At 58.5% G+C, this 16504-nt stretch carries 12 protein-coding genes; 3 read left to right on the top strand and 9 right to left on the bottom strand.

The genetic code is table 11. The features are described from left to right. Window positions 1–103 precede the first annotated feature (103 nt). Entirely contained in the window at window positions 104–652 is a 549-nt protein-coding gene (locus HYI44_RS24800; protein ID WP_225570758.1) for a cytochrome b, read from the top strand. Window positions 653–666: 14 nt separating this feature from the next. On the opposite strand, the gene HYI44_RS24795 is transcribed toward HYI44_RS24800, so the two are convergent. Together HYI44_RS24795 and HYI44_RS24790 are read right to left on the bottom strand one after the other, a co-directional pair. Beyond that, window positions 667–1599, bottom strand: coding sequence for a 1-aminocyclopropane-1-carboxylate deaminase/D-cysteine desulfhydrase (locus HYI44_RS24795; protein ID WP_225570757.1), 933 nt, complete (start codon window positions 1597–1599; stop codon window positions 667–669). Window positions 1600–1730: 131 nt separating this feature from the next. Beyond that, entirely contained in the window at window positions 1731–3770 is a 2040-nt protein-coding gene (locus tag HYI44_RS24790) for an NADPH-dependent 2,4-dienoyl-CoA reductase (protein WP_225570756.1), read from the bottom strand. Window positions 3771–3978: 208 nt separating this feature from the next. On the opposite strand from HYI44_RS24790, the gene HYI44_RS24785 reads away from it, so the two are divergent. Both HYI44_RS24785 and HYI44_RS24780 read left to right on the top strand, forming a co-directional pair. Then, window positions 3979–5109 carry a carbon-nitrogen hydrolase family protein gene (locus tag HYI44_RS24785; protein WP_225570755.1) on the top strand — a complete coding sequence of 377 codons (1131 nt, stop codon included), beginning with the start codon at window positions 3979–3981 and terminating at the stop codon, window positions 5107–5109. A gap of 3 nt (window positions 5110–5112) precedes the next feature. Beyond that, window positions 5113–6153, top strand: a complete 1041-nt coding sequence (locus tag HYI44_RS24780; protein WP_122839343.1) for an AraC family transcriptional regulator — start codon at window positions 5113–5115, stop codon at window positions 6151–6153. 301 nt (window positions 6154–6454) lie between these two features. Here HYI44_RS24780 and HYI44_RS24775 read toward each other — a convergent pair whose 3' ends face one another. The 7 genes from HYI44_RS24775 to tig form a co-directional block, all read right to left on the bottom strand. Beyond that, window positions 6455–7327: a DUF2242 domain-containing protein gene (locus HYI44_RS24775; RefSeq protein WP_225570754.1), complete on the bottom strand. Its 873-nt coding sequence runs from the start codon at window positions 7325–7327 to the stop codon at window positions 6455–6457. Window positions 7328–7546: 219 nt separating this feature from the next. Next, window positions 7547–9418 (bottom strand): SurA N-terminal domain-containing protein, encoded by a 1872-nt coding sequence (locus HYI44_RS24770; protein WP_122839345.1) that lies wholly within the window; start codon window positions 9416–9418, stop codon window positions 7547–7549. Between the two features lie 234 nt (window positions 9419–9652). Continuing rightward, on the bottom strand, window positions 9653–9925 hold the full coding sequence (locus tag HYI44_RS24765; protein WP_002552737.1) for an HU family DNA-binding protein: 273 nt from the start codon (window positions 9923–9925) through the stop codon (window positions 9653–9655). Window positions 9926–10074: 149 nt separating this feature from the next. Then, the gene (gene lon / locus HYI44_RS24760; RefSeq protein WP_052909694.1) at window positions 10075–12471 is read right to left on the bottom strand and encodes an endopeptidase La; all 2397 of its coding nucleotides are present in this window, start codon (window positions 12469–12471) and stop codon (window positions 10075–10077) included. Window positions 12472–12632: 161 nt separating this feature from the next. Continuing rightward, complete coding sequence (gene clpX, locus HYI44_RS24755; RefSeq protein ID WP_225570753.1) at window positions 12633–13916, bottom strand: ATP-dependent Clp protease ATP-binding subunit ClpX; 1284 nt, start codon at window positions 13914–13916, stop codon at window positions 12633–12635. A 112-nt stretch (window positions 13917–14028) separates the two neighbouring features. Next, the gene (gene clpP / locus HYI44_RS24750) at window positions 14029–14664 is read right to left on the bottom strand and encodes an ATP-dependent Clp endopeptidase proteolytic subunit ClpP (RefSeq protein ID WP_122839346.1); all 636 of its coding nucleotides are present in this window, start codon (window positions 14662–14664) and stop codon (window positions 14029–14031) included. A gap of 93 nt (window positions 14665–14757) precedes the next feature. Beyond that, window positions 14758–16068 carry a trigger factor gene (gene tig / locus HYI44_RS24745; protein ID WP_122839347.1) on the bottom strand — a complete coding sequence of 437 codons (1311 nt, stop codon included), beginning with the start codon at window positions 16066–16068 and terminating at the stop codon, window positions 14758–14760. Window positions 16069–16504: the final 436 nt, after the last annotated feature.

Raw genomic sequence — 16504 nt, 5'->3', positions numbered from 1 at the left:
GAAAGAAGGGTCGCGACAGGCGCACGGGACGAAACGGGCTTACAGTTAAGGCACACCGTCGAAAGAGCGGTGAACCTGCAAACCGCCCGTGAGGAATACCTGTATGCCGTGGAAGAGTTCTGGATCACGTTACAGCACCGTATCCATCACCTTGCATTGGTTGATGCTGGTCCTGCTGGCGCTGGTGTATGCCTGTATCGAGTTTCGTGGAGCGTTCCCCAAAGGCAGTGGCGGGCGGACGTTGATCACCGAATCGCATTTCATGCTTGGCCTAACGGTCTTCGTCCTGGTCTGGCTGCGCCTGTTGGCGCGCAGTGTCGGCCCCGCCCCCAGAATATTCCCGGCCTCACCGCGCTGGCAGAACGCACTCGCCAAGGCGATGCACTGGGCGTTGTATCTGTTCATGATTGCCATGCCGATGCTGGGTTGGCTGACCACCAGCGCCAAGGGGCATCAAGTGATGTTCTACGGCTTCGACCTGCCGCTACTGATCCCGGAAGACAAGGCGCTGGCGAAACAGATCGAGGGCTGGCATGAGCTGGGTGGCACGATTGGCTACTGGCTGATCGGGCTGCATGCACTGGCGGGGCTTTATCACCATTACGTGGTGCGTGATAACACCTTGTTGCGGATGATGCCTAAACGGGGCTGAGGCGAACGCGGGGCTCAGGGACTTGGCGCCGCCAGAAATCCTCGCCGGCCTTGCAAGCCGCCCGTATGGATGAAAATCAGGCGCGACCCTGGCTTGAGTTTGCCGGCGTCGATGTGCTGTTTTAGCGCGAGCAGTGCCTTGCCAGTGTAGAGCGGTTCCAGTGCAATACCGCTGGCCTGCTCGGTCTGCTCGATGAATTCAAGTAACGGCGCATCGACCTTTGCGAACCCGCCGCGACTGGCGTCGAGCAATTGATAAGCGCTGTGGGGCGAACCGGCCTGCTGCATGATTGCTTCGACCTGCTGCGCCACGCCATGGTCATCCGGCACCGCCAGCGCGCCGTGGACCGGATGCGCACCCGCCTCCGCGAGCACCAGGCCGGCCAGGGTGGTACCGGTGCCACAGGCCAGCCACCAGCCGTCGTAACCACTCCAGCCGAGGCCATGCAATTGCCGGGCGACCATCGACCTGAGTTGCATGCAGCCTTTGGCCCCGAGCAAACCGCCGCCGCCTTCCGGCACCGCCAGCAAGTCTGGATACAGGGCGCGCCAGGGCTCCCAAAACCCTGCCTCATGCCGCGCACGATATCCGCCATAACCCAGCCAGTGCAATTGCATGCCGTACGCTTGCAGGTCCAGAACTGTCGGCGTGTCCTGGGGATGACCGCGCAACAGCCCTACAGTGCCGAAGCCGAAGCGCTTGCCTGCCGCCGCTAATGCGTGGAGATGATTGGAGTGCGCGCCGCCGAGGCTGATGATGCCCCTGGCACCGACGAGGTCTGCGGCCTTGAGATGCTCAATGAGCTTGAACCATTTGTTGCCGCTGATCAGTGGGTCGATCTGGTCGAGGCGCAGGACGGCGACTTCGATACTGGATCGTGTGAGCCAATCGAGCTGAAGGCGTTCGAGGGGGGCGTGGGGGAGCCAACTGGAAGGAGGAAAAAGCATTCGCGTCTGGTACCTGGAAAGACCCCCTATTCTAGTCGTTCGAAGGACGCCATCGCGAGCAGGCTCGCTCCCACACTGAATCTGTGGAAGCGAGCCTGCTCGCGATGGCCACTGGCAAGCTGGACCTGCTGTTACAACTGCGCAGCCAGTCGCGATCCCTGGTTGATGGCGCGCTTGGCGTCCAGTTCGGCCGCCACATCCGCGCCGCCGATCAGGTGCACGTTCTGTCCCGCCGCGACCAGGCCATCGTGCAACTCGCGCAACGGGTCCTGCCCGGCGCAGATCACGATATTGTCCACCGCCAGCACCTGCGGCTCGCCGGTTTCGCCAATGCGGATATGCAAACCCTCATCATCGATCTTCAGGTACTCGACACTGTTGAGCATCTGCACCTGTTTGTTTTTCAAGCCGGTGCGGTGGATCCAGCCGGTGGTCTTGCCCAGACCGTCACCGACCTTGGATTTCTTGCGTTGCAGCAAGAACACTTCACGGGCCGGAGCATGGGGCTCTGCCTTGATTCCGGCTACGCCGCCGCGGGCCTGCAGAGCAGTATCGATGCCCCATTCTTTCCAGAACGCGGTCCGATCCAGGCTGGTCGATACGCCTTGATGCACCAGGAATTCCGAGACGTCGAAGCCGATACCCCCCGCACCGATCACCGCCACGCGCTTGCCCACCGGTTTACGCTCGAGGATCACGTCCAGGTAACTCAACACCTTGGCATTTTCCACCCCCGGAATCGCTGGCGTTCTCGGCGCGATACCGGTGGCGAGAATGATCTCGTCGAAACCGCCCTCGACCAGTTGCGCGACGTCTACACGGGTGTTCAGGCACAGTTCCACGTGGGTGGTCTGCAGCTTGCGCCCGAAATAGCGCAAGGTTTCAAAGAACTCTTCCTTGCCCGGCACGCGCTTGGCGATATTGAACTGGCCGCCGATCTCACTCGCCGAATCGAACAGCGTCACCTGATGGCCGCGCTCTGCGGCCACGGTGGCCGCCGACAAACCGGCAGGACCGGCGCCGACGACGGCAATTTTCTTGATCTGCTGCACCGGCAGGTAGTTGAGCTCGGTTTCATGACAGGCCCGCGGATTCACCAGGCAGCTGGTGAGTTTGCCGCCAAAGGTGTGGTCCAGGCACGCCTGGTTACAGCCGATGCAGGTATTGATTTCATCGGCGCGGCCAGCGGCGGCCTTATTGACGAAGTCGGCGTCGGCGAGGAATGGTCGCGCCATCGACACCATGTCGGCGTCGCCTTCGGCCAGAATCTGTTCGGCGATTTCCGGTGTATTGATGCGGTTGGTGGTGATCAGGGGAATGCTCACCGAGCCGCGCAGCTTGGCCGTGACTTTGCTGAACGCGGCTCGCGGTACCTTGGTGGCGATGGTCGGGATGCGCGCTTCGTGCCAGCCGATACCGGTGTTGATGATAGTCGCGCCAGCCTGTTCGATGGCCTTGGCCAGGGTGACGATTTCTTCCCATGAGCTGCCGCCTTCCACCAGGTCGAGCATCGACAGGCGGAAGATGATGATGAAGTTCGGGCCTACCGCTTCGCGCACTCGCCGGACGATTTCCACCGGCAGGCGCATGCGGTTTTCGTAGCTGCCACCCCAGCGGTCGGTGCGATGGTTGGTGTGAGCCGCGAGGAACTGGTTAATGAAGTAACCTTCGGACCCCATGATTTCCACGCCGTCGTACTCGGCTTTCTGTGCCAGGGTCGAGCAGGTGACAAAATCGCTGATCTGCTTCTCGATGCCTTCCTCGTCCAGCTCTTTAGGCTTGAACGGGTTGATCGGCGCCTGGATCGCACTCGGTGCCACCTGCTTGGGGCTATAGGCATAGCGGCCAGCGTGCAGGATCTGCATGCAGATCTTGCCACCGGCCTCGTGCACGGCGCGGGTGACGATCTGGTGTTTGAGTGCCTCTTCCTCGGTGGTCAGCTTGGCCGCGCCGGAGTAAACCCCGCCCTCGTCGTTCGGGCCGATGCCCCCGGTGACCATCAGGCCGACACCGCCACGAGCGCGTTCGGCAAAATACGCCGCCATGCGCTCGAATCCACCCGGCTTCTCTTCAAGGCCGGTGTGCATCGAGCCCATCAGGGTACGGTTGCGCAGCGTGGTAAAACCCAGGTCCAGCGGGGCCAACAGGTGCGGGTAATAAGCGGCGGCCATCGGTAACTCCACAACGAGCGATCACGGAAAAAGTGCAGGAGCTCTACGGCCCCGTCATTCATACTGAACAGACTAAGAGCCGCGCCGCCATCGCTCAATGACCGAAACTGACAACTTATTGATCCAAATGCGCAGCGCCCCTTGGCAAGCGCCGGCATGGGCCCTACCCTAGTCGCGAACCCTGCACACGGCCGTTGACTGTTTTCCCATGCGCAAACTTCTGTACCTGACCTTATCCATGGCATTGATTGCCGCCCTGACGACCTACGCGATGTGGGCCGCAGATCGTCCCGTGGGACATTACCTCTCCGACCTGCGCATCGATCTCGCGGTCGACCAGGGTGTTCCGGGCACTCATGGCAACCTGCTGGGTATCCAACCCGAGCTGTTCCCCACCGATTATCAAAGCCCGGCGCGCCTGCATCGCAAACTGGCGGCTTACCTGCAAAAAGCCGAACAACAGGGCCTGCTCAACGAAAAAACCATCGTCGTGCTGCCGGAACACGTCGGCACCTGGCTGATGGTGAGCGGCGAAAAAGACGAGTTGTACCAGGCCACCACGCTGAAGGAAGCCATGAACTGGCTGGCCGCGAGCAACCCCTTGAAGTTCGCCCGGGCCTGGATCGGCGCCGAAGGCGACAATCGCCTGGACGACGCGCATTTGCGGATGAAGGCCAAGGGCATGGCCAAGGACTACCAGGCCCTGTTCGGTGGCCTGGCAAAAGAATTCAACGTGACCCTGGTCGCAGGGTCCATCGTGCTACCCGAACCGAGCATCATCGACGGAAGGCTGAAAATCGGCCGTGGTGCGCTGTTCAACAGCAGCGTGGTGTTTGGTCGTGACGGGTTGCCAATCGGCCAGCCACAACGGCAGATCCATCCGGTGTTCGATCAAACTGACGTGATCGCTGCCAACGGCGAGCACGCCATGAATGTCGTCGACACGCCGGCCGGACGCCTGGGCGTATTGATCGGCAGTGACAGCTGGTATCCGGACAACTACCGCAAACTCAACGAACAGGGTGCGCAACTGGTAGCAGTACCGGCCTATGTCATGGGACGCGGCGCCTGGGGTCAACCATGGCGCGGCTACAAAGGGCTGGCCACTCCGAGCTCGGTCAGCCTCAAGGCCGGTGAGCTTAGTGAAGGCCAGGCCTGGCAACGCCTGACCCTGACTGCGCAACCACCGAGCAGCCAGGCCATCGGCGGCATGAGTGTGTTCCTGCGTGGCCAGTTCTGGGACAAGGGCAGCGCCGGGCATAGTTTTCTCAGCAGCAACGGCCAGCATTTTGCCGACGGCGATGCCCGTGGCGCACGTCTGCTGAACCTCTGGTTGTAGGCCATGAAACCGCTGCCAATGCGCCTCGGGGACCTGTCGGTGGGCTTCGTCCACAGCCTGGCCGATGCGGTGCGCAGCCACGATCTGGACCCGCAACCCTTGCTCGAGCAATATGGGCTCGACGCCGCGCGCTTGAGCGAAGCCGGTGCGCGGTTATCGATCCCTCGCTACATGCGCCTGGGCCACAGCGCAATCCAACTGACCGGCAATCCCGCATTGGGTCTGCGCATGGGCCAGCTCAGTCGCCTGAGTCAGGCCGGCCTGGCGGGCATCACCGCCGCCCAGGCGCCGACAGTACGCGAAGGGGCCCGCTGCCTGATTCGCTTTGAAGCCTTGTACGGGTCCAATTACCGCGGCCAATCGAGCTTTCACGAAGACGCCCAGGGTGCCTGGTTGCGGTTCTATTCCATCAGCCCGTACAACAGCTACAACCGCTTTGTGGTGGATTCGATCATCTCGGGCTGGTTGCATCAACTGTCCAGCCTGTGCCCTGCCCCGTTGCGCGCCGAACGCATCGAAGTCGAGTTCCAGACCCCGGACTACGCGCAAGCTTACGAAGGCCTGGGCGACTGCCCGATTCAGTTTGGCAGCGAGCACAACCAACTGCGCTTGAGCGTTGCCAGCCTCGGCCAGCGTAACCCGGAGCACTGCCCCAGCACTTGGCGCCACCTGTTGCAGCTGTGTGAGCGGGAACTGGAACAATTGACCCGCACGCGCAGCCTGCGTGAACGCATCACTCAGCTGCTGGGGCCGTTATTGAATGGCGGCCGGGAACCCGACCTGGAAGAAGTGGCGGCACGCCTGAAGCTGCCCACCTGGACCTTGCGTCGCAAGCTTGCTGAAGAAGGCACGCAGTTTCGTGCAATCCTCAACGATACCCGTCGCGACCTGGCCATGACCTACATCCGTGACACCGAACTGGCATTCGGAGAAATCGCCTATTTGCTGGGCTTCGCTTCAGCCGAAGCCTTTCAAAGGGCGTTCAAGCGCTGGAGCGGCCAGACCCCCGGCGAATTTCGCCGAAGCCATCGCCAATCAGCTTGACGCCTAGAGCTCGGTAGCGTCTTCGGCAGGTTCCAGCGGATCGAGTTCGAATGCCTGGTACTCGAGCAGTTCTTCTTGATAATCGTCCATTGTTACATCCCTCACTGCTCGTTAAAAAATCTGCCTGAATAAATGACCAGCGCCTTGAGCATAAAGTGCCCGCATGAAAGAAAAATGACGCAGGTGCGCCGCTCGGCGGCTACTGATTAAAACGTAGCAGGCGTCAGGGAATTTATCGCGGGGTTTTTTCTAGACAGGCCGTAGAGCTACGGCCTGGGTGACATGGATCAATGACCGAATATTACTGACCTGAAGCGGGCATGGCCGGGATCGGTTCGGTGGGAGGCGGCAGGCTCGATTCGGGCGGTGGCATGACTGTTTCAGTCGATGGCGCAGGCTCGCTGACTTCGGCTGGCGTAATCGGTGCCGCTTCAGCCGGTGGCGTAACCGGCTCGGAAGCCGCAGGAGCCGTTTCGATCGGCGCCGGGGCAGGTTCCGTTATCGGTGCGGCTGGCGCTGGCTCGGCTGCTGGTGCTGGTGCTGGTGCTGGTGTTGCAGCGGGTACCAGCGCAGCCGGTGCGGCCTTGGTTTCAGGCATGCCCAGATCGGTTTTCGGCTTTTCCGGAATGTGTGCAGCTTTTTTTGCTTCCGGGGGCAGGAACAGCTCGACCAGGGCAAAAAAGCGTTCGTAGAACTTGGCGGACGATACCGTTTCGCTGGCCACCTTCACCATCGAATCATCCGATGAACCGATCGGCATCGATACCGAGCCCAACACACCGACACCCAGGCTTGCGGAATTGTTGGTCTTTTTCAACGCATAGCGGTCTTGCAAGGCGTTGGCGAACATAGTCGCGTGGTGCCCTTCGCTGCCGTCATCGGCGCACACCACACTGAAACTGATTTCCATGTGGGTTTCGCCAGTCTGCTGAAAGCTCTTGTGGCCACTCACCAGTTTTGGATCGCTGCTGGTGATGATATAGCCCTGGCTCAACAGAGCCCGACGAGCGGCTTCACAGGTTTGTGCGTCGGTCACCGGGTAATTGCGTGAAAACGTACCGGAGTCATCGAAATTCTCATGCTCGTAGATCGCGGCTTTTTTCGACGAACAGCCGGCAGCAGCGCCCAGCACCAATGCCAGCCCGACAACACGCATGGGAAATGATTTAAACATTGAACATCCTGGAGAAAACGATTCGGGGCGTATTGTGCAACAGATCGATGCTTAGCGTCGCATCGATTGCGTCTTGTAACAATTACAGGTGGTTGACCATCATTTCACCCTCCCATTCCATCTGGCGTATCAGCAATGTCACTTAACCGAATGCGAGCTCAAAAAAAAACCCCAGCCGGCTGGCTGGGGTTTTCGTCTAGCGTGTAGCGTGCCAAGGCATCAGAAACGCTTGATGTCTGCAGCACTTTCCAGCTGTTTACGGTACGCGGCGAAGTCCTGCTGGCCAATGCGCGAGGCAAGGAAGCGACGGTATTGAGCCTTCTCTTCGTCGGTCGGTGCAGCGGCTTCGTTGACCGAATTCAGTCGCACGATTACCAGGCTGCCATCTGCCAGGGTCACGCTGCTGTAGGTCGGTTGGTCTTTGGCAGCCGGCTTCGGCATGCGGAACAACGCCTGCAGCACAGCCGGGTCAACCCCTTCCTGAGCGCGAGTGGCGGCTTCGATGACTTTCCAGCCTTGACCGTCAATCGCCTTGTCCGCTGGGGCCTTGCCCTCGCGCAGGCTGGCGATCAACTCGTCGGCCTTGGTCTTGGCGGCAGCACTGGCGTGCTCCTTGGCCAACTGCGAACGAATGCTGGCATTCACGCTTTCCAGCGGCAGTTGAGCTGGCTTGAGGTGTTCCTTTGCGCGCAACACGATCACAGTTTCAGGGTCCAGCTCGATGGCGGTGCTGTTGGCACCTTCATCCAGTACTTCCGGGCTGAACGCTGCAGTGACCACGGCACGATTGGCCGTAACACCTTCGCCACCCTCGCGGCCGAACGGCTTGGAGGTGTGCACGGTCAGGTTCAAGTCCTGGGCCGGCTGGGCCAGGTCGGAGGCTTCGAACGAGGAGTCTTCGAGCTGCTTGGTAGCCTCGACGAAACGCTGTTCAACCTGCTGGGCTTTCAGTTCGCGGGTCAGCTTGTCTTTCAGGCTGGCCAGCGTCGGCACTTCAGGTGCTTCCACGCCCAGCAGCTTGATCAGGTGGAAACCGTAGTCGGTGCGAACCGGTGCGGAAACCTGATCCTTGGCCAGGGTGTACAAGGCCGTTTCGAAGGCAGGGTCATACACACCCGGACCTGCGTAGCCGAGGTCACCACCGTTGTTCGCCGAACCCGGATCCTGGGAAAATTCCTTGGCCAGCGCCTCGAACTTCTCGCCCTTGGCCAAGCGCGCCTGAATGTCTTCGATCTTCGCCTTGGCTTGCGCCTCGGTGACCTTGTCATTCACTTCGATCAGGATGTGCGCCGCCCGACGCTGCTCGGACAGGTTCGCGATCTCTTTCTGATAAGCCGCCTGCAGGTCCTCGTCCTTGACGCTGACCTGATCGAAGAAGGAGGACTTCTTCATTTCGATGTAATCGATGACCACCTGGTCCGGCGTCATGAACTCCTTGGCGTGCTCGTCGTAGTAAGCCTTGACCTCATCGTCAGTCAGCTTCACAGCCGCCGGATCGGCCTTGACATTCAAGGTGGCGAAATCACGGGTCTGTTTTTCCAGGCGAGCAAACGCAAGCACTTGGGCGTCGGTGACAAAACCGCTGCCTGCCAGGCCTGCACGCAACTGGCCGATCAGCATTTCCTGAGCCAGCATCTGACGGAATTGCATCCGGCTGTAGCCCAGTTGACGAATAACCTGATCAAAGCGCTCGGCGCTGAACTTGCCGTCCACCTGGAACTCAGGCGTCTGCAGGATCACTTGATCCAGAGCAGCCTCGGAAAATGCGAACTTGGAGTCCTGCGCACCTTGCAGCAGCAGCTTGCGGTCGATCAGGCCCTTGAGGGCAGATTCGCGCAGCATTTTCTCGTCGAGCAGCGAGGCATCGAAATCCTTGCCCAGCTGTTGCATCAGCTGACGGCGTTGCATATCAACCGCCTGGCTGAGCTCGCTCTGACTGATTTCTTCACCATTGACCTTGGCCGCGTCCTGGCTGTTGCTAGTCGCCTGGAATATGGCTTCGACACCGGTGAAAGCCATCAGTACAACGATGATCCCGATAATGGTTTTGGCAATCCAGCCTTGTGAATTGTCCCTGATATTTTGCAGCATGCGTCCCCCAGAAACGGTTGAACTTCAAAATTAGGCAACCGTGGAGCGTGGGTAGAATCCGGATAGAAGAAAGGCGCATCCGAGGATGCGCCTTCTCGTAACTGGCGGAGCGGACCGAGGGGATCGAACGTGCGACCCTCGGCGTCTCGGACCGGCGACTCGCCGACTGGACTACCGCTCCGCTGCCAGGTCAGGTATGACCCCGACCCGGATAGGCAAAAACCTGAATCGAACTTAGTTGACAGCTTCTTTCAGTGCTTTACCGGCTTTGAAACCTGGTTTCTTGGCGGCTGCGATTTCCAGCGTCTTACCGGTCTGTGGGTTACGACCAATGCGAGCAGGACGATCAGTCACGGAGAAAGTACCGAAGCCAACCAGAACAACAGAGTCGCCAGCCTTGAGAGCGCCAGTGACGGATTCGATTACAGCGTCCAGCGCACGGCCAGCAGCAGCTTTCGGGATATCAGCGGATGCAGCGATAGCATCAATCAGTTCCGACTTGTTCACTCTAAGTCCCCTTATATCTATTTGAGTATGATTCTAAGTTTTTTGGTGAAAGCAAAAACGAGTGCTGAATGGCCTACAGACACTATAAGAGCCGCTTTATAACAAGGGCTCTAAAAAGCTGTCAAGGAAGCCCCCCAGGCAAATGCGTATTAATGCGTGCTAATTCTTTCCTTAGAGTCAGACTCGCGTTTTTCATCCTTTGCGACTATCTCGGGAGCCACATCAGGCAAGGGCTCCGGCGCGTATTGCAGCGCAATTTGCAGGACCTCGTCAATCCATTTAACCGGTTTGATCTGCAGATCCTGCTTAATATTGTCAGGAATTTCCTTCAGATCGCGTACGTTCTCTTCAGGAATGATCACGGTCTTGATTCCACCGCGGTGTGCCGCGAGCAGTTTTTCCTTCAGACCACCAATCGCCAGCACTTGGCCACGCAAGGTAATTTCACCGGTCATGGCGACATCCGCGCGCACCGGGATACCGGTCAGGGCCGATACCAGGGCCGTGCACATGCCTACACCAGCGCTAGGGCCGTCCTTCGGGGTCGCCCCTTCCGGCATGTGGATGTGCGTGTCGCGCTTCTCGTGGAAGTCCAGGGGAATCCCCAGGCTCTTGGCCCGGCTGCGCACCACCGTCAAAGCGGCGGTGATCGACTCGACCATCACATCACCCAGGGAACCGGTCTTGATCAACTGGCCCTTGCCTGGCACGACTGCGGCCTCGATCGTCAGCAGTTCGCCGCCCACCTGGGTCCACGCCAGCCCGGTTACCTGACCGATCTGGTCCTGGGACTCAGCCAGGCCGTAGCGGAATTTACGCACGCCCAGGAAGTGCTCCAGCATGTCGGCAGTGACCTTCACCGAGAAGCGTTTTTCCAGTGCGTGCTCTTTGACCGCCTTGCGGCAAACTTTGGCTATCTGGCGCTCCAGCCCCCGTACACCGGCTTCGCGGGTGTAGTAGCGGATGATGTCGCGGATGGCTTCGGCGTCGAATTCCAGCTCGCCTTTCTTCAAGCCGTTGGCAGTGATCTGCTTGGGCGAGAGGTACTTGACGGCGATGTTGATCTTCTCGTCTTCGGTGTAGCCCGGCAGACGAATGACTTCCATCCGGTCGAGCAGCGCCGGCGGGATGTTCATGGAGTTGGAGGTGCACAGGAACATCACATCGGACAAATCGTAGTCGACTTCCAGATAGTGATCGTTGAAGTTGTGGTTCTGCTCTGGGTCGAGCACTTCCAGCAACGCCGACGCCGGATCGCCGCGCATGTCGCTGCCCATCTTGTCGATTTCATCGAGCAGAAACAGCGGGTTACGCACACCCACCTTTGTCATCTTTTGAATCAATCTTCCTGGCATCGAACCGATGTAAGTACGGCGATGACCTCGGATTTCAGCTTCATCACGCACGCCACCGAGGGCCATGCGCACGAATTTACGGTTGGTGGCGTGGGCAATCGACTCCGCCAGGGACGTTTTACCGACCCCTGGAGGACCGACCAGGCACAACACCGGGCCGCGAATCTTCTTCACGCGTTTTTGCACGGCGAGGTATTCGAGGATCCGCTCTTTGACTTCTTCCAGACCATAGTGGTCGGCATCGAGGATGTCTTCGGCACGGGCCAGATCCAGGCGAACCTTGCTCTGGGCCTTCCACGGCACCTGCACCAGCCAGTCGATGTAGGAACGCACCACGGTCGCTTCCGCCGACATCGGCGACATCTGCTTGAGCTTGTTCAATTCGCCCTGGGCCTTGGCCAGGGCATCCTTCGGCAAGCCAGCGGCATCGATGCGCTTTTTCAGCTCTTCGATTTCGTTGTGGCCTTCGTCGCTGTCGCCGAGCTCCTTCTGAATGGCCTTCATCTGCTCATTCAGGTAGTACTCGCGCTGGCTGCGCTCCATTTGTTTCTTGACCCGACCGCGAATGCGTTTTTCGACCTGCAGCAGGTCGATCTCGGCATCCAGCAGCGCGAGCACGTGCTCGACCCGGGCCGACAGATCAATGATTTCGAGGATTTCCTGCTTCTGCTCGATCTTCAGGGCCATGTGCGCGGCCATGGTGTCGACCAGGCGGCCTGGCTCGTCGATGCTGTTGAGCGACGACAGGACTTCAGCCGGGACCTTCTTGCCCAACTGCACATATTGTTCGAACTGGGCCAGCAGGCTGCGGACGAAAACTTCCGACTCGCGCTCCGGTGCGTCGACTTCGTCGATCAGGGAGACTTCTGCACGGCAATGGCCGTCCACTTCGCTGAAGCGCTCCACGGCGCCCCGCTGCTCACCTTCGACCAGAACCTTGACCGTGCCGTCAGGCAGCTTGAGCAGCTGCAGGACAGTCGCAATGGTACCTACACGGTAAAGGGCATCTTCACCGGGATCGTCGTCAGCAGGGTTTCTCTGGGCCAGCAGAAGGATCTGCTTGTCACCCGTCATCGCGGCCTCGAGGGCTTCGATAGATTTCTCGCGCCCCACGAACAGCGGGATAACCATGTGCGGATAAACCACAACATCACGCAATGGCAGGAGAGGCAATTCGATGGTTGTCTTCATGATTTCGCCTCTACGGCGGCCATAAGGCCGTAAACAGATGGAAGTAAGCTTGAAACCAAGATGGGGGCTGCCTTGAAAAAAAACAAGCGCAATGACTGTGTTAAAACCTGCAAAAAGCAAAGGGGCCCGAAGGCCCCTTCTTTATTCCAGCGGCGTGACGCTTAAGCGTCTGGCGCGGCCTTGGCAGCCGGCTCACTGTTTTCGTAGATATACAGTGGCTTGGACTTGCCTTCTATCACGCTTTCATCGATCACCACCTTGCTCACCTCGGATTGCGAGGGGATTTCGTACATGGTGTCGAGCAATACACCTTCGAGAATCGAGCGCAGTCCACGGGCACCGGTCTTGCGTTCCAGGGCACGTTTGGCAACCGATTTCAGCCCGTCAGCCCGGAACTCCAGGTCAACACCTTCCATCTCGAACAGCTTGGCATACTGTTTGGTCAGAGCATTTTTCGGCTCGGTGAGAATCTGCATCAGCGCAGCCTCATCAAGCTCGTCCAGCGTGGCAAGTACCGGCAGACGACCGACAAATTCAGGGATCAGACCGAACTTGACCAAATCGTCAGGCTCGACTTCACGCAGGGATTCACCGACCTTCTTGCCTTCTTCCTTGCTGCGCACTTCGGCGTTGAAACCGATGCCACCCTTGGTGGAACGGTTCTGGATGACTTTCTCCAGACCGGAGAACGCACCGCCGCAGATGAACAGGATGTTACGGGTGTCGACCTGAAGGAATTCCTGTTGCGGATGCTTGCGACCACCTTGAGGCGGAACGGAAGCGACCGTGCCTTCGATCAACTTGAGCAGCGCCTGCTGCACGCCTTCACCGGAAACGTCCCGAGTGATCGACGGGTTGTCGGACTTGCGCGAGATCTTGTCGATCTCATCGATGTAGACAATGCCCATCTGGGCCTTTTCCACGTCGTAATCGCACTTCTGCAACAACTTCTGAATGATGTTCTCGACATCTTCCCCTACGTAACCCGCCTCGGTGAGGGTGGTAGCGTCGGCGATGGTGAACGGAACGTTCAGCAAGCGGGCAAGTGTTTCGGCAAGCAGGGTTTTACCCGAGCCTGTCGGGCCGATCAGCAAGATGTTGCTCTTGCCGAGTTCGACGTCGTCATTCTTTTTGTCGCGCTGGTTCAGACGTTTGTAGTGGTTGTACACCGCTACGGCCAGAACCTTCTTCGCACGCTCTTGACCAATCACATACTGATCAAGGATGCCGCTGATTTCTTTAGGCGATGGCAATTTATGCGCGCTGCTTTCGGCCTGGGCTTCCTGCACCTCCTCACGGATGATGTCGTTGCACAGGTCGACGCACTCGTCGCAAATAAAGACCGAGGGACCGGCAATCAATTTGCGCACTTCATGCTGGCTTTTGCCACAGAAGGAGCAATAAAGCAGTTTGCCGTTGTCCTCGCCGTTGCGGGTGTCAGTCATTCGATCGATCCAAATCCGATAGGCTTGCAACACAAGATGAAGGCTATTGCGGGCTTTTTCAAGTCCGCAGGTGATCAGACAAGCCGACCAGCCCTATTTTGAGCTGCTTATTTTAAGCTGGGCGCTGGGCGATCACTTCATCGATCAGCCCGTACGCACGCGCGGCTTCCGCACTCATGAAATTATCGCGGTTGGTATCGCGCTCGATTTCTTCAAGTGTGTGCCCGCTGTGCTTGGCCATCAGCGTATTGAGACGCTCGCGAATGAACAGGATTTCCTTGGCATGGATTTCGATGTCCGAAGCCTGGCCCTGGAAACCGCCCAGTGGCTGGTGAATCATCACGCGCGAGTTCGGCAGGCAGAAACGCTTGCCCGGGGCACCGGCCGTCAGCAGGAATGCGCCCATGCTGCAGGCTTGTCCGATGCAGGTGGTCGACACGTTCGGCTTGATGAATTGCATGGTGTCGTAGATCGACATGCCTGCAGTCACCGAACCGCCCGGGGAGTTGATGTAGAGATGGATGTCCTTGTCCGGGTTTTCCGCTTCAAGGAATAGCAGCTGCGCACAGATCAGGTTGGCCATGTAGTCCTCTACCGGGCCAACCAGGAAAATCACGCGCTCCTTGAGAAGACGCGAGTAGATGTCATAGGCGCGCTCGCCACGAGCGGATTGCTCGACAACCATCGGGACCAGGCCGCCTGCGGCCTGGATATCAGAGTTCTGCTGAATATAAGAATTACGGAACATGCTCTGCAGTCGCTCCCAAATAGTTATGTCTTGAATACGCATAAGCCAGCGCGAAGGCTGGCTTATGGTGTGTACTTCTTAGCGCAAAAACGATCAGGCGGCTGGTGCAGCTTCTACCGGCTTGACTGCTTCTTCGTAAGAGACCGATTTGTCGGTCACGTTAGCCTTCTGCAGAACAGTATCCACAACTTGTTCTTCCAGCACAACCGAACGAACTTCGTTCAGTTGCTGGTCATTCTTGTAGTACCAGGACACGACCTGCTCAGGTTCCTGGTAGGCCGAAGCCATTTCCTGAATCATTTCGCGAACGCGGGCTTCGTCAGGCTTGAGGTCGAACTGCTTGACCACTTCAGCCACGATCAGACCCAGTACAACGCGGCGCTTGGCTTGTTCTTCGAACAGCTCGGCAGGCAGTTGATCAGGCTTGATGTTGCCGCCGAATTGCTGAACAGCCTGCACACGCAGACGGTCAACTTCGTTGGACAGCAAGGCTTTTGGCACTTCGATCGGGTTGGTGGCCAGCAGACCGTCCATTACCTGATTCTTGACCTTGGACTTGATGGCCTGGCGCAGCTCGCGCTCCATGTTCTTGCGAACTTCGGCGCGGAAGCCTTCCAGACCGGTTTCCTTGATGCCGAATTGAGCGAAGAATTCTTCGTTCAGTTCTGGCAGTTTCGGCTCGGACACAGTGTTCACGGTAACGGTGAACTCAGCGGTCTTGCCGGCCAGATCGAGGTTCTGATAATCCTCAGGGAAGGTCAGGTTCAGAACGCGCTCTTCGCCGGCTTTAGCGCCAACCAGGCCGTCTTCGAAACCAGGGATCATGCGACCCGAACCCAGCACCAGCTGAGTACCTTTGGCGGAACCGCCAGCGAACACTTCGCCGTCGACCTTGCCAACGAAATCGATGTTCAACTGGTCATCGTTCTGAGCAGCGCGATCAGTTTCTTCAAAGCGGGTGTTCTGCTTGCGCAGCACGTCCAGCATCTTGTCCAGATCAGCATCAGCTACGTCAGCGCTCAGGCGCTCGACAGCGATACCTTCGAAACCGGCAACGGTGAACTCAGGGAACACTTCGAAGATGGCTACATATTCCAGATCTTTGCCAGCTTCCAGAGATTTTGGCTCGATCGAAGGTGCGCCAGCCGGGTTCAGCTTTTGCTCAACGACGGCTTCGTAGAACGAAGACTGGATCACGTCGCCAACAGCTTCCTGACGGGCATCAGCACCAAAACGGCGCTTGATTTCGCTCATTGGCACTTTGCCTGGACGGAATCCAGCAATCTTGGCCTTTTGGGCAGTCTGCTGCAGACGCTTGTTGACCTGAGTCTCGATGCGCTCAGCCGGCACGGTGATGCTCATGCGGCGCTCAAGAGCAGAAGTATTTTCAACAGAAACTTGCATGGATATTCCTCGTTGCACAGACGTTGGCCGGCCGTTTCCGACCCCAGAATCAAGGGCATGCATTCTAGTAGGTCAAACTCAAGAAGTCACCCTACTGAAAACGGGTAAAAACGTGGCAGGCAATTTATAGGGGCGGATACACCAATGCAGCCCGCCCCAATGGCAAATACGGTCAATCACGCCAGGGCTCTGCACCAACCCTCCTATATATAGAAGCGGTTGCCGGGCAGACCCCGGACAACCGACCTTGCGAGCAAGGCCGGCGGGAGCGCGGCATCATCGAGAAACATAAATACGACGAAACGCCCCGCTACTACGACCCAGTAACTGCGGCCGTGAATCACTGAAACCACTGAAACAAAAAAGGCGCCAGACTGTTAAATCTGGCGCCTTTCGAAATATGGGGTGGACGAAGGGGATCGAACCCTCGACAACG

It is taken from the genome of Pseudomonas sp. Y24-6 (assembly GCF_020295325.1).
GTDB lineage: Bacteria > Pseudomonadota > Gammaproteobacteria > Pseudomonadales > Pseudomonadaceae > Aquipseudomonas > Aquipseudomonas gregormendelii.
The sequence above is the reverse complement of the archived record's forward strand: the minus strand, read 5'-3'. Positions and strand labels throughout refer to the sequence as shown.